We start from the raw sequence: 19319 nt of genomic DNA, 5'->3' as shown, positions 1-19319 counted from the left end.
TACAGATTGCATTCTTTCGATATAAAATAATCTAAATCCTTATATAACAGACATATATCTAAAATGGTGTGTTTTTCCTCACTATATAAATATCCCCACTTTTGCTATGCTGCCAAATAGTAGCTAAAGGCATATGAAATGATGAGACATTGGCATTTGTTATATTGTAAACGTGGTCAGCTTTTACGCGCTAAAGAGCATCTAGAGCGGCAAGAAGTGAACTGCTGGACACCAGTAGTCGCTATCGAAAAGATGGTTCGCGGAAAACGAATTGAAACGACAGAAGCATTATTCCCGAATTATCTATTTGTGGAGTTTGATCCGGAACATATTCATACCACCACGATAAGTGCCACCCGAGGTGTAAGTCACTTTGTTAGGTTTGGCGTACAGCCCGCAGTAATCCCAGCTATCGTTATTGCTGAGATGCAATCCCATACGGCGGACAAAATCATTGCTCCGGAGATCCCCATTGCTGGTGATGTAGTGACAATTACAGAGGGTATTTTTTCTGGCTTACAGGCAATTTATACCGAGCCAGATGGCGAAGCGCGCTCAATGTTGCTGCTGAATATGCTTAATAGTCAGGTATTACAAAGCCTGGATAATCGTCAGTTCGAAAAACAGTAAAATGCTTAATTTACTGAATTCAAGGTAGGTATCTCAGTACCTACCTTGCAACTTAATGACTAATACCCAGTTTCTAGCGATAACAAAAGAATTAACGCTGCATTTGATCGTCATGTAACCACTGGGCTACTTGCTTTGCAAAATAGGTTAATACGCCATCCGCACCCGCGCGTTTAAAGCACAGTAAAGACTCCATTACCGTCGGTTTCTCTTGCAACCAGCCATTTTGGATTGCAGCCATGTGCATCGCATATTCACCAGAAACCTGATAAGCAAAGGTCGGAACCCCAAAGGTGTCTTTCACCCGACGAACCACATCCAGATATGGCATCCCAGGTTTGACCATCACCATATCGGCCCCTTCCTGTAAGTCCTGAGCAATCTCTTGTAAAGCCTCATCACTGTTTGCGGGATCCATTTGATACGCTTTTTTATTGCCGCCTTTCAAATTATTGCTGGAACCAATGGCATCACGGAATGGGCCGTAGTAGCACGAAGCATATTTTGCTGAATACGCCATGATTTGCGTATTAACCCATCCTTGCAACTCCAACTGATCGCGAATAGCACCAATACGGCCATCCATCATATCACTCGGGGCAACAATTTCAGCGCCAGCCTCTGCATGTGACAATGCCTGACGAACCAAAATTTCTTTGGTTATGTCGTTGATGACATAACCATCAGCATCAATCACACCATCTTGCCCATGGGTTGTGTACGGATCGAGGGCGACATCAGTCAGAATACCTAATTCTGGCACCGCGTCTTTTAGTGCACGAACCGTCCGCTGCACCAAACCATTCGCGTTATAGGCCTCTTCCGCATGTAATGATTTCATACCTGGTTCAATAACCGGGAATAACGATATGACCGGGACGCCAAGCTTGGCAATGGCCTCAGCTTCTTTCACCAACAAATCAATCGTCATACGCGAGACTCCCGGCATGGACGAAACGGCCTGCTGATGGTTGTGTCCTTCCATGACAAACACCGGATAAATCAAATCATTGACTGTCAGCTGATTCTCAGCAACCAGCCGACGACTGAAATCATGACGGCGCACTCGGCGCATACGGCGACCAGGGAAGGTGCCCGGGAATGCATAGCTCATATTGTTCTCCTAACTCAAACCAACCGGAAAATCCGGCGGGCGTTTTCATCAGTTTTCTGTCCCAGCCATTGAGGGTCTTCTTGTCGCCAGACAGCAACCTGCTGGACGATATGAGGCAGAAAATAGGGCTCATTGCGGCGGGATGCAGGTTTGGGATGTATATCTCGCGGCAATAAATAAGGAGCATCGGTTTCCAACAGCAGTTGCTGAACAGGAATACTCGGTAATAACGCTCTAAGTTCAAGACCGCGTCGTTCGTCACAAACCCAACCGGTAATGCCGATAGATAGGCCTAATTTCAGACAAGAATCTAATTCATCAGCAGTGCCGGTAAAGCAATGCACAACAGCGGCGGGAATTTTATCTAGCCAAGGTGAAAGTAAAGTGATGAACCGTTCGTGAGCTTCTCGGCAATGCAAGAATACGGGCAAAGAAAGTTCAGCAGCCAAAGCAAGCTGTGCAGTAAAGGCGATTTCTTGTTCTGCGGGAGTAGAGAAGTTGCGATTAAAATCCAACCCACACTCACCAATGGCGACTACGGCGGCATTGCCTGCCAATGCCCTAATTTGCTGCTCCACATCTATTTGCCAACTGCTCGCATGATGAGGGTGAACACCTGCGGTTGACCAGCAATATTCCGGATAGGCCATGGCAAGCTCAAGTGCATCCACGCTTTCTTTAGCATCAGTACCGGTAATCAGCATACCGGTAACCCCAGCTTCTTTTGCACGGGCCACGACCTGAGGGCAATCTTTTGCAAATTGTGAACTGGTTAAGTTCACACCGATATCAAACATAAGTGTTCCAAAACAGAAGCCGCCCAGAGGGCGGCTAAAATATCAAAGCAGAAATTTAAGGTTCTTTCGGATGACTATCGACTTCTTCATCCTCTTCCTCAATATCTGTACGGCGCTGTTTGCCGGTGTAGAAACGGGCAAAGAACACACCCACTTCAAATAATAGATACATCGGAATTGCTAACAATGTTTGTGACAACACATCAGGTGGGGTGAGAAGCATCCCCACAACAAAAGCGCCAACAAATACATAAGGCCGTTTTTTCTTCAATGCTTCAGGAGTTGTAACCCCCGCCCAGCACAGAAGAATTATCGCAATCGGGACTTCGAAGGAAATACCAAAAGCCATAAAAAGTGCCATGACGAAATCAAGGTACTTAGTGATATCTGTTGCGATTAATACACTTTCCGGGGCAGTTTTGGCAAAAAAACCAAAAGCTAGCGGGAAAACAACAAAGTAAGCAAATGCCATTCCCAGATAAAATAAGAAGCTGCTGGAAATCAGCAGTGGGACCATCAAGCGGCGCTCATGTTTATACAACGCAGGGGCTATAAACGCCCAAACCTGATAGAGGATCATCGGCGCTGAGACGAACACCGAAACCATCATGGTCAACTTAATCGGGGTAAAGAACGGTGATGCGACATCTGTTGCGATCATACTGGAACCAACAGGCAGTTGTTTGATCAACGGTGCTGAAACCAAGTGGTAAATATCATTGGCAAAAAAAACCAATACGAAAAAAACCACTAAAATAGTGATGATGCAATTCAATAGCCGCTTACGCAATTCTATTAAATGAGTAATAAGGGGTTGGGTATCATCAACAGCCATGTTTACCGATCGCCGCCAGGTTGGTGAGTTCGAGGTTGGTCAGCACGAAGTGAATCTGTGCTATGGGTGCCAACAGTGGCAGTTTGCGCTTTTGTTACGGGAGCATTCATAACAGGAACCGACTCCCTATCTGCAGACGAAGAGCCAGACGCAGAAAATACCTCATCCTGAGTAATGTGTTTTCCATCACTATCAGAGGTGGCTTCAACCGCGACCGAAGTGGCGGCTTTATCAATATCAGGGCTCGGCGCTTGAGGTGATGCTTGAGCCTTTGTTGCGGACTCAGCAGGTGTCACACCATCATGAATCGCTTCCGGTTCGGTCACTAGCGGGTTATGGATGGTGTGTGGTGCTTGCGAGCTGATGTCAGAATGATAAGACCGTTTCAGCGATTCAGCAGCCTCTTTGAGTTCATCCATTGAAGCTTTCAGCTCAGGGGTCAGGTTCTGCAAACCAGCCTCTTCTGCTTTTTTCAGACTGTCTTGCAACTCTTGAATTTTAAGCTCTTGTGCTAATTCATTCTGCACTGTGGCCGCAAGTGAACGCAATGTACGAATCCAACCAGCGACTGTTCTTACCGCCACCGGTAGTCGCTCTGGCCCAAGGACGACCAGACCGATCACAAGTACCAGCAGCAGTTCACTAAACCCGATATCGAACACAGCTTATCCCTGCTCTTTGTCGTGACTCTTAGACTCTTCAGCTTTAACTACTGGCTGCTGCTTTTCAGCGATCGATTTTGCAAAGTCAGCATCGTTGCTGGTTTTATCAGCATCAGTTGGCGGGGTTTGTGGCTCATCACCTATTGCTTTTTTAAAGCCTTTGATGGATGCCCCCAGATCTGACCCTAGCGTCCGCAGTTTGTTAGTACCAAACAACAAGACAACGATCACGGCAATGATTAATAACTGCCAAATACTTATACCACCCATTACATTCACCTCTATATACAAGGGTTATTCCACAGAGGGCCGCATTATACGTCATATAACCTCTGTGAATATCTATCTAACTTACCGCATTTTGAACTAGCGCATAGCTTCTTGAACAAATAAGCGACTTCTTGAATATCTTTTACATTACTCATAAGTCGTACAATAGGCTATCCACAGAAACTTTTAGCAATAAATCATTAACTGGTACGTCGCCAACCAATAAACCAAGCCAATACTCCAGCGACAATGAATCCCGTTGAAATTTCTACCGCATCGGCCAAGAATAAAATGGTACCACTGACTAATAGTGTAGCGCCAACACCGAATAAATACCGCGATTGCCCCTGACGTTGTTGCTGGCCTTGCATTTGAGTCGTGAGTTTATCGACACTTTGCTGTAATAATTTGTGCTGCTGCAAACTGTCATATACAAGTTCTGGTAACTCTGGAAATTTCTCAGCCCAAAATGGTGCTTTCTCTTTCAGTGCTCGGATAACCGCAGGCAACCCAACTTGATCTCGCAGCCAACTCTCAAGGAAAGGCTTAGCTGTCGTCCAGAGATCAAGCTGTGGATAGAGTTGACGCCCCAGACCTTCAACATATAATAATGTTTTCTGCAAGAGAACCAACTGCGGCTGTACTTCCATATTAAAACGGCGTGCCGTGTTAAAAAGATTCAATAACACATGCCCGAAGGATATTTCCGCCAGTGGTTTTTCGAAAATAGGTTCGCAGACGGTACGGATAGCAAATTCAAAATCCTCAACATTAGTATCACGAGGAACCCAGCCAGAATCGACATGTAACTCAGCAACCCGCCGATAATCTCGATTAAAGAAAGCAATAAAATTTTCAGCCAGATAGCGTTTATCCGCTTTATTCAGCGAGCCAACAATGCCGCAATCGATACCAATGTAAAGTGGGTCATGAGGGTGCTCATAGCTGACAAATATATTCCCCGGGTGCATATCTGCGTGGAAAAAACTGTCACGAAACACCTGAGTGAAAAAGACTTGAACCCCGCGCTCAGCCAGCAGCTTCATATTGGTGCCTTGATCTTCCAAAGCAGTAATATCAGATACAGGTATGCCGTAAATTCGCTCCATCACCAATACACTTTCGCGGCAATAATCAGAATAGACTTCTGGGATATAGAGCATTGGGCTGTCTTCAAAATTGCGACGCAACTGGATAGCGTTAGCGGCCTCGCGCAGCAAATTTAGCTCATCAAGCAGTGTTTTTTCATATTCACGGACAACTTCCCTTGGACGTAATCTACGACCATCAGGTAAAAGCTTGGGTACCCAACCAGCAAGACGATACATCAAACGTACGTCGGCTTTAATAATGGGCAAAATATCAGGCCGAATAACTTTGAGTACGACTTCTTGGCCATTCTCTTTTAAACGCGCCGTATGTACCTGAGCAATAGAAGCGGAGGCTAAAGCTTCCTGCTCAAAATCGTCAAACCATGTTTCTAACGGCCCACCCATTGCGATCTCAATATGCTTTCGCGCCAAAGCACCATCGAATGGGGCAACTCTATCCTGTAATAAAGCAAGCTGATCGGCAATTGCCGGCGGGAAGAGATCACGCCGCGTGGACATCATCTGACCAAATTTGATCCAGACAGGCCCTAACTCCTGTAAGGCAAGGCGTAAACGCTCACCCAGAGGTTTATCTTTATGACGATTAGGCAACCAGAAAAATAAATGACGACCAATGCGTAGTGGCAACGTCAAACGTATATTCGGGATTAGCTCATCCAACCCATAGCTTAAGAAAACCCGAATGATAAGATACAGGCGCCGAAGTTCTCCTGGCGTCATTGTTTTGTCTCCATGGTTGCCAATCTAGCACTCAAAGCCTCAGTTGCACGAGCAGCGGCATCAACCTCTTCGTTAAACCACACCACTTCCAACGGCGCTGGAGCCATTTTCCATTCTTCAGTTATTGCTTCAGCCAAGTAAAGTTGCTGCTGTTGTAATTGCTTACTGAGAAAACGGCTACTTTTATGTACTACTTGCCCAATAGTTTCCGCTGCAACATCACCAATATAGGGAGCCAACCATTCAGCAGGCTCCAACTCGGCAAGATCCAAGAGCGTAACTAGCTGTTGAACCACCTGAATATTACCTTCTACAATCAGTTCACCGCTGCGCATCAAAGGCGATAGTTGTTGGCGGTCACGCAACTTTACCAGCACAGTAATGTCCGTTTTCACTATGCAGTCCGCATCACCATCCCATTGGCTTAAAACATCAACCTGCCGCTCACTAAATACTAATAACAGCGGAAAACTCATCTCACGTAATTCGATACGCAGGACTTTCCCCGTTAAACGTAAACGGGCAGCTTTCAGACTTTTATCGCGAAAGAGCACGCTATTTAGTGATGTTTCTATAGCGGCTGTTATTAGCGGCGACAGCAAAGTTGGTTTCAGTGACAAGGATTTAAATATCAGTGATTTTAGCGGCATAATTCTATTCCTGTTAGAACTTGAAACCCCGATGTAACGCAACAATGCCACCGGTTAAATTGGAATAGGTTACGTTTTCAAACCCGGCATCTATCATCATGCCTTTCAGTGTTTCTTGATCAGGGTGCATTCGAATAGACTCTGCCAAATAACGGTAGCTTTCAGAGTCCTGCGCCACAAGTTCACCAATTTTAGGTAAAATATGGAAAGAGTATGCATCATAGGCTTTACTCAAAGGCTCCAGAAGTGGCTTAGAGAACTCAAGAACCAATAAACGGCCGCCGGGTTTTAATACCCGAAACATAGAGCGCAACGCTTTTTCTTTTTCGGTTACATTTCTCAAACCGAATGAAATAGTAATGCAATCAAAGTGATTATCAGGGAATGGTAAGGCTTCAGCATTCGCCTGTACGTAGCTAACATTGCCGACAATACCTTTATCGCGTAGCTTTTCGCGCCCCATACGCAACATTGATTCATTGATATCCGCCAGAACCACCTCGCCCTGCTCACCAACCAGACGAGAGAACTTAGCTGTTAAATCTCCGGTACCACCCGCTAGATCTAATACCTTTTGACCGCGCCGAACACCGCTGCAGTCAATGGTAAAACGCTTCCAAATACGATGAACGCCGAATGACATCAGGTCATTCATCAGATCGTATTTGGCGGCTACGGAATGAAAAACTTCTGCCACCATGCCTTCTTTTTGTTCTTTGGCTACGGTGCGAAAACCAAAATGAGTGGTTTCCTTCTCCTGATCTACCATTTTTCTTTGCCTGCTTTTCAGTCAATCTTTCGAGGAAGTGTACCAGATCTCCGATGAAAGCCCCACCTCACCTGGTATTAAGGTAACTGCTTAATCGCAGCTTTCTCAACATCATACAGAAGAGGAACATGCAACTAACCCTGATACTTCAGCGGTGCAGAATTGTTGATCTCAGATTCTGCATCATCGGATAGCGCTAAATCACCCTCAGGTTTATCTTCCATACTGGCTTTCTCCGCCAATATTGGACTAATAGGTCGTTTTACCTCGACCCCCAGAGTGCGAAAACCTTCAACTTGCCCTATCAGATTACCACGGCCTTGCGACAGTTTGCTCATTGCCTGACGATAACTTAGCTGCGCCTTATCGAGGCTTTGCCCCAATGATTCCATGTCATCAACAAATAAGCGCAATTTGTCATAGAGCTTGGCGGCTCTATCCGCTATACGCTGCGCATTTTGGCTTTGGTGCTCGTAACGCCATAAATTAGTAATAGTCCGTAAAGCCACCAGCAGTGTTGTTGGGCTGACCAACATAATATTGTGCTGTAGGGCTTCGTTTATCAATTCTGGCTGACGGTCAATAGCGACCAAAAACGCAGGCTCAACAGGGATAAACATCAATACATAGTCAAGTGAACGTAAACCGGGGAGTTGCTGGTAATCTTTACGACCCAACATCCTGATGTGAGCGCGTAGCGATGATAAATGTTCATTTAAGGCCGCGTCGCGCTCAATATCATCTTCACTATTAAAATAGCGCTCATAAGCCACCAGCGACATTTTAGCGTCAATAACAACATCTTTACCCTGCGGTAAGCGCACAATAACATCCGGTTGCATACGACTATTACTATCAATTTTCACACTAACTTGAGTTTGATACTCATAACCCTCACGCAACCCTGAAGCTTCAAGCACTTTTGCTAAAACGACTTCCCCCCAGTTTCCCTGAGTTTTATTATCCCCTTTGAGCGCTTTAGTCAGGTTTAGAGCTTCCCGCGCCATTTGCGCATTAAGCTGCTGTAAACTTCGGATTTCATGGGTCAGAGTATGTCGTTCACGGGCCTCTTGCCCAAAGCTATCCTGAACCTGTCTTCGGAAACCATCTAACTGTTCCCGTAGAGGTAACAATAAACGATCAAGACTTTGCTTATTTTGTTCGTCCGCACGGCGACCCGTTTGTTCAAAGATGCGATTTGCCAGATTTTCGAATTGAGTGGTGAGCCGTTGCTCGCTATTGAGAAGCAGACGTTGCTTTTCTTCTGCGGTCAGCCGAGTTTCTTCCAAGCGGATCGTGACCTCGCGTAGTTCAGCCTCTTGTGCACTATTCACTTCTCGTTGAGCTCTTAATTCTTGATTGAGCTGCTCACATTCATTACGCCAATGAGTCAACTGTTGCAGTTTTTCAGCATTTGCCGCCAGTTGGCTGTGCAAATTGCGGAGTTCTAATTCACCTTGGCGTAATTGTTGTTCATTACGTTGCAAAAGAGCCTGTAATTCCGAGGTATTTTGCTGAGACTGTTGTAATGCCTGTTCCAGTAACCGCCGTTCAATATCCTGCTGCGCCTTATTTCGCTGCTGATACAAGCTAGCCATTAGCCAACCAATAATCCCACCAAGTAGGCAGCCTCCCAGCCCATAAAATAAACTGATATCCACGGTTATCTCCCCATTACCTATTGTCAGCCAAGGTAAGGGGACACTGTATGGATGTCCAGATTATTTTTCCGTTACATGCCATATTGCGAAGCCGTACGCATAGATAGTAAGCAGATAAAAAACGGCTTACTCTGCTACAAAGAAATGCGCTAGAACTATCAGCCACAAATATGAGGCCCATTAGAGAGTTCAGGCTATATTAATCTATCCAGTGAGAAAGCCACTGAATACCAAAAGCGCCTGGAGCCAGAATACCGAATGCCCAAATGATAGCGGAGGTGATATTAGCCAACTGGAAATAGAACTTTGGCATAGCACAAATCCCAGCGACTAAAGGAACGACTGCGCGCAATGGACCAAAGAAACGGCCGATAAAGGCACCAAAGAACCCCCAGCGCTCGAAAAAAGCATGACCGCGAACAAGAAGTTGGGGGTTGCGGGAAAGTGGCCACAGAGTACCAACGCGATCTTTGTAATGATCTCCGACCCAATAGGAGATCCAGTCGCCAAAGAAGGCCCCAGCGGCGGCGGCGGCCCATATCGGCCAGAAAGAAATACCGCTTTCACCTATTAATGCGCCCAATCCAAGCAAAATAACTGTTGCGGGAAGTAGCAGGGAAAGAAAGGCTAGCGACTCACCAAAAGCAAGAATGAATACGATAGGCATTGCCCACGTCTCATGTTCGCGAACAAAATCAGTAACGGTAGTAATGACATCATTTAGGGTCACAGGCATTTTCCTGTTATCAACAAAGTTGCCATTAGCATACTCAATGTATCGACATGTTTGTTTAACAAAAAATAAACGGCCGGAAGATTCCGACCGTTTATCAGGGTTAATTTAGAATATCAATGATATCAAGCGTTGGCAGTGACTACTTTATTGCCAGCCATCTCGGCTGATCTGCGAATCCACAGTTCACGCCATTTTTTCAGCGCTGATATCAAGATAATTACACCCAATGTCATCATGATGATAGAGATAATACCATTGAACAAATTGTAACCTTTCGCTGCTGAATTGAAGTACACATGGGTAATCATCCAATAGCCCGCATAGTTTACAGTGACAAACAGATACGCAAGTGGGATCACACAAGTCAGCATGTAAACACGTTTGGTTGCTAAACGCAGGATGATAGTGGCACCAATGATTAAGCCAACAGAAGCCATTAACTGGTTTGATACGCCGAACAGCGCCCAAACCGAGTTGATATCGCCGGAGTTAAGGAGGTAACCCCACAACGCGCAAGCAATAACACTGCACACTAATGTGCCAGGTAACCAATCAGTGCGTTTCAATGGTGCCCAGATATCGCCCAGGAAATCTTGCAGCAGGTAGCGAGCAACACGGGTACCAGAGTCAACGGCTGTCAGAATAAATACGGCTTCAAACATCACAACAAACTGGAAGAAGTAAGCAGCTAAACTACTGAACCATGGCACTCGAATGAAGATATCCGTCATACCCACAGCTAAGGTAACAGCACCACCGGTACGGCCATACAAATCTAAGCCAATTTCCTGACTCAGTTTTGGCAGGTTAACCACTTCCATGCCGAGCATACTCCAGGCTTCAGCAGATGAGTTAATCGCAAAATAGTCAGCAGGATGCAGGGATGTTGCAGCGATCAGGGCCATAACCCCAACCATACATTCGGCCAGCATCGCGCCAAAACCAACAGGTAGGATATCACTCCATTTATCGATCTGTTTTGGTGTAGTACCTGAACCGATAAATGCATGGAAACCGGAAATAGCACCACAAGCAATGGTAATAGAGATAAACGGCCAGACCGGCCCTGCCAGAACTGGGCCGCCACCATGAATAAACTGTGTTACTGCTGGGAATTGAATTTCAGGGTTAATAAATACAACACCGACAATCAGTGCACCGAATACACCGATTTTCATAAAGCTGGAGAGGTAACCGCGAGGGGTTAACAGCATCCAGACAGGTAAGGCTGTAGCGAAGAAAGCATACATTGGCAGAATAATACTAACGGTATCGGCTTTCAGCATTAGCCATTCACCAAGCCAAGTGCCTTCAATGTAAGGGCCGACGAACACGCACACCATAATGGCGGCGATACCGACATAAGAAGCCCCTTTCATGCTGCCAGTCATGCGTTCCCATAAACCAACACAAATTGCGATAGGGATTGTCATGAAGACCGCGAAAGTACCCCAAGGGTTACGTTCCAGCGCATGTACCACAACCATCGACAACCCGGCCATGGTAATAGTGATAATAAATAGCATAGCCAGACCGGTACACCAGCCCGCGACTGGCCCAAGTTCTGATTTAGCCACTTCAGACAGGGACTTACCCTGATGTTTCATTGAAGCAAACAGAACGACGGTGTCGTGCACAGCACCACCGATAACACAACCAATCAGTAACCACAGGAAGCCGGGTAAATAACCATATTGGGCTGCCAGTACTGGGCCAACCAAGGGGCCAGCCGCAGCAATAGCTGCAAAGTGGCTACCAAAGTTCACCCATTTTTTAGTTGGAACGTAATCTTTACCATCTTCAAAGGTGTGGGAAGGTGTTACTTCACTGTCATCGACTCGCAGAACCTTACGAACAAAAAAGATACCGTATAAACGGTAGCAGATCATAAGGATACACGCGGAGGCGATAACAAAGGTAATCGCATGTTGCATGAGCATTCTCTCCAGGGAATTTGTCAGGCGTTAACATACGCTTGGTCCCTAAGAGAAATACCCGCGAACTGGTTAAGCGGTAGTTTGCATCATTAAGCGGTTAAAAAGAGCCACCCAGTGGTGGCTCAATACACGATAAATCACAAAATTAGCCTCTTGGTATGCGATTACTCCAAGAAATATGACTGCAATTTTTCACGCTCGCGGCTGCCAAGACCAAATTCATGCTGTAGCCACTGTTCGCGGCTACCATACCTCTCTTGAATACTAAGCAGAGCAGTTTGAATAAACTCTTCTCGAGCCGACAGTACAAAAGCAAATTGACCTAGTGCCTTATCATTTAATTTGAGTGCCAGTTCAGCCAGCATATGTTCACGAAAAGGTGCCAGTGTCGTTTCAGTCAGCAAGTAATCTTCCAAGACTGTCGATTCATCAGCCCCTAAAGCAAACAGCACCAATGCTGAACCCACTCCGGTACGGTCTTTTCCGACCGCACAATGTTGTACCACACCTGCCGCGTCGTGTTCTGGCGAAGCACTATTTTGTAGCAAACTGACCAATTGCTTATAAGCTTGATTATTAAATGGTAGGCGGCGATAGAGCTCTAGCATGAAGGCTCTGGCATCAAATGTCGCTAACGTCTCGTTTGTCAGTTTCTCGAGATTGGCGTTAACTTCACTGCTGAGTGGGTTGGCTGGAATATTGTGATAGCTGGCACCCGGCCAAACAATATCGGGTTTGGCCTGAACTTCATCAGCATCGCGGTAATCTAGAATTTGAGCAACGGAGCCACTGCTGAGAACCTCACAATCTTTAGAACTCAAACGATCAAGTGAACCCGAGCGAAATAATAACCCGCGCTTGATACGCCGGCCATCTGTAACGACGTTACCACCAAGATCACGAAAGTTAATACCACCATCCAGTGGCAGCAGGGAAGGATGAGATAGAACAGGTGTCGTCATATTTTCCTCTTATTATTGTCCATTATAAGAGCTACGACATTAACAGATAATCAGCCGAAATAAAGAACGGGCCAGTAACTGACCCGCTCGTATGATATTCATTGATTCATTTGCGGAGAGTTACTGGCCCGCCAGCAGTAGGTATTACAGTAGGTGGCGAGCCGCTTCAACGACAATTTTCACCGCATGGCTTTCAGTCGCTTTCATGGTTTCTTCATTCGGAATTTCTTGCTGGGTGCGGTTAACAATTACCCCAGCGACCATGCCGGCACGCAGGCCTTGGCTGGCGCACATTGTCAGCAATGTGGCTGATTCCATTTCATAATTCATTACTCCCATAGATTGCCATTCTTCCATGGAGCCTTTGAAACGGCGGACAACACGGCCAGAGTAAGTATCGTAGCGTTCTTGCCCTGGATAGAAAGTATCTGAAGAAGCGGTGACACCAATATGAGTCGTCGCACCAACAGATTTAGCCGCATTAACCAATGCTGTGGTGCAGTCAAAATCAGCCACTGCCGGGAATTCCATTGGCGCAAAGTGCAGACTGGCACCGTCTAAACGCACTGCTGCGGTTGTGACCAATACATCACCAACATTAATATGTGGCTGAATCGCACCTGTAGTACCAATACGCAGGAACGTCCGCACACCGAGTTGCGCTAATTCTTCAACCGCAATAGAGGTGGATGGGCCACCAATCCCAGTTGAGCAGACAATCACAGCTTTGCCATCAAGTTCGGCACGCCATGAGGTAAATTCACGATGTGAAGCCAGATGTACTGGGTTATCCATCAATTTAGCGATTTTCTCAACACGCTGTGGGTCACCCGGAACGATAGCCAGAGTCGCCCCTTGCAAATCATTTTTAGTCAGGCCCAAGTGAAAAACGTCGGATTTAGCCATGTGTGAGACTCCTCTTTCATGAGAGATGTTATAGGGAGGTACAAAGGAATACTTTACTCAAAACCATCACATTATTTCGTGATGATGGTCACCTTGATAAAAGAAATGATAACTTCAAATACATTTTAAATGTGACACATATCACATAACAACTTCATTGAGACTGTTTTTTATACAAAAAAAGCCCGCAGCAACAGTGACTTTATATATGAATAACAATGATAGGACTCATTGATGAATGTTGACGATATATCTTCTCGTCATCAGTTGACTGAGCAGGTGCCTCAATATCGCAATAAAACGTTTAATTACGGCAACCTGATCTCATTAATCTCACAGATTATCTATAGTAAAAGTCGACAACTGCAAATATCAGAGCAATGGATAGCTCAACCCAATAAGACTTTATCGAGCCATATTTTCCTCATTTCGTAAGGAGACCACAGTGAAAACTGATCAATTGATGACTCTCAGGCAGGCGGCAAGCGGATTCACCCCCGCAGTCGATCCTCTGGCCCCGACGACCCGCCATACCGATCAACAAGGTATTCACTGCACGGAAACCACTATCCCGTCCCAAGGAGACGAGTTACCGGCCTATATTGCTAAGCCAGCCCAACATACTGGCCCATATCCTGTCGTTATTGTTGTACAAGAAATCTTTGGTGTGCATGAGCACATTCAGGATATCTGCCGCAGACTGGCGAAGCAGGGATATTTGGCCATCGCCCCTGAATTATTCTTCCGCCAAGGGGATGCCAAAGAATATGATGATATCAATGCGTTAGTTAAAAATCTGGTCAGCAAAATACCTGACAGGCAGGTGATGGTTGACCTTGACCATACTGCACATTGGGCATCGCGCCACGGCGGGGATACCAGCAAATTGGCCATTACCGGCTTTTGCTGGGGTGGGCGAATTGCATGGCTATATGCCGCTCATAACCCGCAATTAAAAGCGGCTGTAGCTTGGTATGGCAAATTGGTCGGAGAGAAAACCTTACTGCTACCGAAATATCCGGTTGATATTGCCGTCGACCTCAACGCGCCGGTATTGGGATTATATGGTGGCAAAGATGGCAGTATTACCCAGGAGCATATTGACACCATGCGTCAGGCACTAAGGGCCGCGAATGCCGATGCCGAGATCATTGTTTACCCTGAGGCAGGGCATGCATTTAATGCGGATTACCGCCCCAGTTATCACGCAGAATCTGCACTGGATGGCTGGCAGCGCATGCTGAACTGGTTTGCAGAGCACGGCGTTGCTGCTAACCCAGTGCCTGAAGAAGATAAATAATAGCCATAAAAAAGGGCGCAACATATGCGCCCGAAGTCTCACAACACAGAGTAAAGCGCTATTAAGCTTGTTCTGCGCGCAAGCGCTGTGCCGCAAGTACCATGTTTGCCAGCGCCTGACGGGTTTCTGGCCAGCCACGGGTTTTCAAACCACAGTCTGGGTTAACCCACAAACGTTCCGCAGGAATCCGCTGCGCCGCTTTGCGCAATAAAGCTTCAATCCATTCCACACTTGGCACATTCGGTGAGTGAATATCATAAACGCCGGGGCCTATTTCATTGGGATAAGCGAAGTCTTCAAATGACTCCAACAATTCCATATCTGAACGGGACGTTTCGATGGTAATCACATCAGCATCCAGCGCAGCAATAGAATCCATGATGTCATTGAACTCGCAGTAACACATATGGGTGTGAATCTGAGTATCGTTTTGCGCGACCGCCGCATTCAATTTAAAAGCATCAACCGCCCACTGTAGATAAGCTTGCCAGTCAGCACGGCGCAGAGGTAGGCCTTCACGCAGTGCTGGTTCGTCAATTTGGATGATACCAATACCGGCTTTCTCCAGATCCTCGACTTCATCACGCAGTGCCAATGCAATTTGTTTAGCAATAGTTTCACGGCTAACATCTTCGCGCGGGAATGACCAACACAGGATAGTCACCGGCCCGGTTAACATGCCTTTTACCGGTTTGTCCGTCAGAGACTGAGCATATTTGGCCCATTCAACGGTAATGGCTTCAGGGCGGCTGATATCACCAATAATTACCGGTGGTTTAACACAACGTGACCCATAGCTCTGTACCCAACCATTTTGTGTAAAGACAAAACCATCCAGATGCTCGCCGAAATATTCGACCATGTCATTACGTTCAGCTTCGCCATGCACCAGCACGTCCAGGCCCAAACGCTCCTGTTCGGCAATGGCTTGTTTGATATGCTCGCTAATACCGGTGCGGTAGTTTTTGCCATCCAAACGGCCTTGCTTGAAGTCCAAACGTAAACCCCGAATTTCAGTGGTTTGTGGGAATGAGCCAATGGTAGTGGTCGGCCAGGCAGGTAAATTAAAGCGCTTACGCTGAGCAGCCGCACGCGCTTCATAAGGCAATTGGCGCTCAATATCTTGTGCAGTGATAGCCGCCAAACGCTGTTCTACTTGTGCGTTGTGGACACGGCTGGAAGCACGGCGAGCACGAATTGGAGCACTGTAAGCGGCTAATTCAGCCAGTTTGGCTTCAGTAGGTGCATTCAGCGCCTGTGTTAACAGTGCCAGTTCGGCACATTTTTGCAGGGCGAAAGCAAACCAGCTCTTCACTTCTGCATCAAGGCGGGTTTCTTCACTTAAATCAATCGGGCTGTGTAATAAGGAACAAGAGCTTCCCAACCATAACGGACGACTATTTACCAGCGGTTGCAGACGTTCAAACCAATGACTCAGATCGGCGCGCCATACGTTACGGCCATTAATAACACCCAGTGATAACAGCCACTCATTTGGCAGTTTTGCATTCAGGCCAGCAATATCATCCTGACCGGCAACCACATCAACGTGCAGGCCTTGTACGGGTAAAGCGCGAATAGTGTCAAGGTTATGGCCGATGCTGTCGAAATAAGTGGTCAGCAGCAATTTAACCTGACCTTGCAGTGCCTGATAAGCCGGCTGGTAGGCGTCCAGCCACTCTTGTGGCAATTCCAATACCAATGCTGGCTCGTCAATCTGTACCCACTCGATACCGCGTTTTGCCAATTCCGCCAGAACTTGCTGATAGACTGGCAAAATATCTTTTAGTAATGAGAGGCGGTCAAACTGCTCACCTTTCACTTTCCCCAACCACAGATAAGTTACCGGGCCAAGCAGTACTGGCTTGATTTTATGGCCCAATGCCAGCGCTTCATCCACTTCATCTAGCAGTTGAGTCCAGCCCAACTTGAACTGCTGGCCCTGTTGGAACTCAGGCACCATGTAGTGATAGTTAGTATTAAACCATTTCGTCATTTCTGCTGCTGCTGCCGGTGTACCGGTAGGTGCGCGGCCACGGCCAATTCGGAACAAGGTATCTAAGTCAATCGAACCATCTGCATTCTGATGGCGCTCTGGGACGTTGCCCAGCAGTAAGCTTGTGGTCAATACATGGTCATACCAGGCGAAATCACCGACTGGCAATAAATCAACACCAGCTTGTTGTTGCTGTTGCCAATGGCGGGCGCGCAATTCACGACCCACATTGAGCAATTCTTCTTGCGTGGAGTTGCCTGCCCAGTAACTTTCTTGTGCTTTTTTCAGTTCACGTTTCAGACCTACACGCGGAAAACCCAGTGTGTGATTTAAAATTGTCATCGTCTTATTTCCCATTTAGCCATCCAGATGTTTACACATCCATAATCAGCAGGTACTGTATTAATCACAAGCGCAATTTGTTCACTGTCACTGTGAAGGACTCTCATGATCGAACTGAAACACTTACGCACTCTACAAGCTTTGCGTAATACCGGCTCACTGGCTGCGGCGGCGACACAACTTCATCAGACCCAATCGGCCTTGTCTCATCAATTCAGTGACCTGGAACAACGTCTGGGTTTTCGCCTGTTTGTGCGTAAAAGCCAGCCATTACGTTTCACTACGCAAGGTGAGATCTTGTTGCAGTTGGCAGAACAAGTGCTGCCGCAAATCAAGCAAGCGCTGCAAACTTGTAAAGAGCCACATCAAACTGCGCTGCGTATCGCCATCGAATGCCATAGCTGTATTCAGTGGCTAACACCGGCGCTGGACAGTTTCCACAAAAGTTGGCCCCAAGTGGCAATGGACTTCAAATCAGGTGTGACTTTCGACCCACAGCCAGCCTTGCAGCAAGGAGAGCTGGATTTGGTGCTGACGTCTGATATTTTGCCGCGCAGTGGTCTGCACTATTCGCCGATGTTTGATTTTGAGGTACGGCTGGTACTGGCACCAGACCATCCTTTGGCCAATAAAGCCCGCATTGAACCGGAGGATTTGGCGCAAGAAGTGTTGATGATTTACCCAGTACAGCGCCAACGGCTAGATATCTGGCGGCATTTCCTGCAACCTGCGGGAATTAATCCCTCGCTGAAAAATGTCGATAACACCTTGTTGCTGATTCAAATGGTTTCAGCACGGATGGGGATAGCCGCCCTACCACACTGGGTGGTAGAGAGCTTTGAACGTCAGGGATTAGTTGTCACCAAAACACTGGGAAATGGCTTATGGAGCCGGTTATACGCCGCCGTCCGTGATGGGGAGCAGCGCCAACCGGTCACGGAAGCTTTTATTCGTTCGGCCCGGCAACACGCTTGTGATCATTTGCCGTTTGTAAAGAATGCGGAGCGACCCAACGCCGGTGTACCCATAGCGAGGCCATTATCACAATTGCCCCAATGATAAAGCTGGGCCAATGGGGTTTTTCTTGCCAAATGGCCAGATTCACCAGTAATCCAGCCGGAACATGCACATTATTCATGATACCCAGGGTGCCGGCATCGACCTGTGTCGCACCATAATTCCACATGAAATAACCTAGGCCAGATGCGCCTACACCGAGCCAAACCAGCACGCCCCACTGCAATGATGTGGTAGGCAGTTTCTGTGGGTTGCCGAAAGCAAACCAGGCGATGACGGCAACAACCAGAGCGCCGACATAGAACCATGAAAATGCCACATGCTGCGGAATCGGGTGGATTTCCATCAACCGCTTGTAGCCCACTTGTCCGATGGCGAAACAGATATTTGCCGCCTGAACCAGTATCAATCCCCACCAAAAGTGTTCGCTTAACTGGTCATAACGAATGATAGCCGCCCCAGCCACCGCCAGCAAAGCACTCAAGGCATAGCCCCAGCGCAGAGGCTGACGCCGCAGTAAATCATAGATTAACGTGACATACAGTGGGGTCATTACGGTGAACAGCAAAAACTCCGGCACACTCAAGTAGAGATAGGCGCGGAAGCTGAACAAATACATGATTCCTAACTGAATTGCGCCCACCATCATATACAGCAAGATCACCCGCCAGTGGATATTGCGCCAACGTAGGAACGGCAAAAAGACCAGAGCAGCCAGCCCGACACGCATCAGCACGGAGAACCAGCTATCCACCTGCCCTGCCAGATATTCGCCAATTAGGCTGAAAGAAAATGCCCACAAAATGGTGGTAATGACCAGTAACGGCACGATAATTTGGCTCATTGAGGTGATAAAGTGCAATTGTAGCGCAAGCGGGGAACAATTTTTACGCGAAGTGGGTT

18 protein-coding genes are annotated in these 19319 nt (G+C 47.0%); 3 read left to right on the top strand and 15 right to left on the bottom strand.

What is annotated here, in order from left to right; translation table 11 throughout:
* Positions 1–141 precede the first annotated feature (141 nt).
* Positions 142–630 carry a transcription/translation regulatory transformer protein RfaH gene (rfaH, locus tag F0T03_RS01320; RefSeq protein ID WP_145556145.1) on the top strand — a complete coding sequence of 163 codons (489 nt, stop codon included), beginning with the start codon at positions 142–144 and terminating at the stop codon, positions 628–630.
* A gap of 91 nt (positions 631–721) precedes the next feature.
* On the opposite strand, the gene hemB is transcribed toward rfaH, so the two are convergent.
* The 13 genes from hemB to udp form a co-directional block, all read right to left on the bottom strand.
* Entirely contained in the window at positions 722–1744 is a 1023-nt protein-coding gene (gene hemB / locus F0T03_RS01315) for a porphobilinogen synthase (RefSeq protein ID WP_159677084.1), read from the bottom strand.
* A 14-nt stretch (positions 1745–1758) separates the two neighbouring features.
* Entirely contained in the window at positions 1759–2541 is a 783-nt protein-coding gene (gene tatD, locus F0T03_RS01310) for a 3'-5' ssDNA/RNA exonuclease TatD (RefSeq protein WP_159677083.1), read from the bottom strand.
* A gap of 55 nt (positions 2542–2596) precedes the next feature.
* Positions 2597–3376 (bottom strand): Sec-independent protein translocase subunit TatC, encoded by a 780-nt coding sequence (tatC, locus tag F0T03_RS01305; RefSeq protein WP_159677082.1) that lies wholly within the window; start codon positions 3374–3376, stop codon positions 2597–2599.
* Positions 3377–3378: 2 nt separating this feature from the next.
* Entirely contained in the window at positions 3379–4038 is a 660-nt protein-coding gene (gene tatB, locus F0T03_RS01300; protein ID WP_145556126.1) for a Sec-independent protein translocase protein TatB, read from the bottom strand.
* Positions 4039–4041: 3 nt separating this feature from the next.
* Entirely contained in the window at positions 4042–4308 is a 267-nt protein-coding gene (tatA, locus tag F0T03_RS01295) for a Sec-independent protein translocase subunit TatA (protein WP_145556125.1), read from the bottom strand.
* 200 nt (positions 4309–4508) lie between these two features.
* The gene (ubiB, locus tag F0T03_RS01290; protein ID WP_145556124.1) at positions 4509–6140 is read right to left on the bottom strand and encodes a ubiquinone biosynthesis regulatory protein kinase UbiB; all 1632 of its coding nucleotides are present in this window, start codon (positions 6138–6140) and stop codon (positions 4509–4511) included.
* Complete coding sequence (gene ubiJ / locus F0T03_RS01285; protein WP_162526856.1) at positions 6137–6790, bottom strand: ubiquinone biosynthesis protein UbiJ; 654 nt, start codon at positions 6788–6790, stop codon at positions 6137–6139. Before ubiJ ends, ubiB begins: the two co-directional genes overlap by 4 nt.
* Positions 6791–6803: 13 nt before the next feature.
* Positions 6804–7559, bottom strand: a complete 756-nt coding sequence (ubiE, locus tag F0T03_RS01280) for a bifunctional demethylmenaquinone methyltransferase/2-methoxy-6-polyprenyl-1,4-benzoquinol methylase UbiE (protein WP_159677081.1) — start codon at positions 7557–7559, stop codon at positions 6804–6806.
* Between the two features lie 134 nt (positions 7560–7693).
* The gene (gene rmuC, locus F0T03_RS01275; RefSeq protein ID WP_162526855.1) at positions 7694–9220 is read right to left on the bottom strand and encodes a DNA recombination protein RmuC; all 1527 of its coding nucleotides are present in this window, start codon (positions 9218–9220) and stop codon (positions 7694–7696) included.
* A 199-nt stretch (positions 9221–9419) separates the two neighbouring features.
* Entirely contained in the window at positions 9420–9950 is a 531-nt protein-coding gene (locus F0T03_RS01270; protein ID WP_145556122.1) for a DedA family protein, read from the bottom strand.
* A 128-nt stretch (positions 9951–10078) separates the two neighbouring features.
* On the bottom strand, positions 10079–11890 hold the full coding sequence (locus tag F0T03_RS01265; RefSeq protein WP_162527004.1) for a carbon starvation CstA family protein: 1812 nt from the start codon (positions 11888–11890) through the stop codon (positions 10079–10081).
* 167 nt (positions 11891–12057) lie between these two features.
* A complete protein-coding gene (locus tag F0T03_RS01260; protein ID WP_145556120.1) occupies positions 12058–12855 on the bottom strand; it encodes a tyrosine-protein phosphatase in 798 nt (265 codons plus the stop codon).
* 144 nt (positions 12856–12999) lie between these two features.
* Positions 13000–13761 (bottom strand): uridine phosphorylase, encoded by a 762-nt coding sequence (gene udp, locus F0T03_RS01255; protein ID WP_019080151.1) that lies wholly within the window; start codon positions 13759–13761, stop codon positions 13000–13002.
* Between the two features lie 445 nt (positions 13762–14206).
* On the opposite strand from udp, the gene F0T03_RS01250 reads away from it, so the two are divergent.
* The gene (locus F0T03_RS01250; RefSeq protein ID WP_159677080.1) at positions 14207–15061 is read left to right on the top strand and encodes a dienelactone hydrolase family protein; all 855 of its coding nucleotides are present in this window, start codon (positions 14207–14209) and stop codon (positions 15059–15061) included.
* A gap of 61 nt (positions 15062–15122) precedes the next feature.
* Here the strand turns inward: F0T03_RS01250 and metE are convergent, their stop codons facing one another.
* Positions 15123–17399, bottom strand: a complete 2277-nt coding sequence (gene metE, locus F0T03_RS01245; RefSeq protein ID WP_145556118.1) for a 5-methyltetrahydropteroyltriglutamate--homocysteine S-methyltransferase — start codon at positions 17397–17399, stop codon at positions 15123–15125.
* Between the two features lie 105 nt (positions 17400–17504).
* Between metE and metR the strand changes: the two genes are divergently transcribed.
* A complete protein-coding gene (gene metR / locus F0T03_RS01240) occupies positions 17505–18458 on the top strand; it encodes an HTH-type transcriptional regulator MetR (RefSeq protein ID WP_145556117.1) in 954 nt (317 codons plus the stop codon).
* Here metR and F0T03_RS01235 read toward each other — a convergent pair.
* On the bottom strand, positions 18346–19245 hold the full coding sequence (locus F0T03_RS01235) for a carboxylate/amino acid/amine transporter (RefSeq protein ID WP_145556142.1): 900 nt from the start codon (positions 19243–19245) through the stop codon (positions 18346–18348). The genes metR and F0T03_RS01235 overlap by 113 nt on opposite strands.
* Positions 19246–19319: the final 74 nt, after the last annotated feature.

Origin of the sequence: Yersinia canariae (assembly GCF_009831415.1) — a bacterium.
In the GTDB taxonomy this organism is placed as follows: Bacteria; Pseudomonadota; Gammaproteobacteria; order Enterobacterales; family Enterobacteriaceae; genus Yersinia; species Yersinia canariae.
This window is presented reverse-complemented; position numbering and strand designations above follow the sequence as displayed.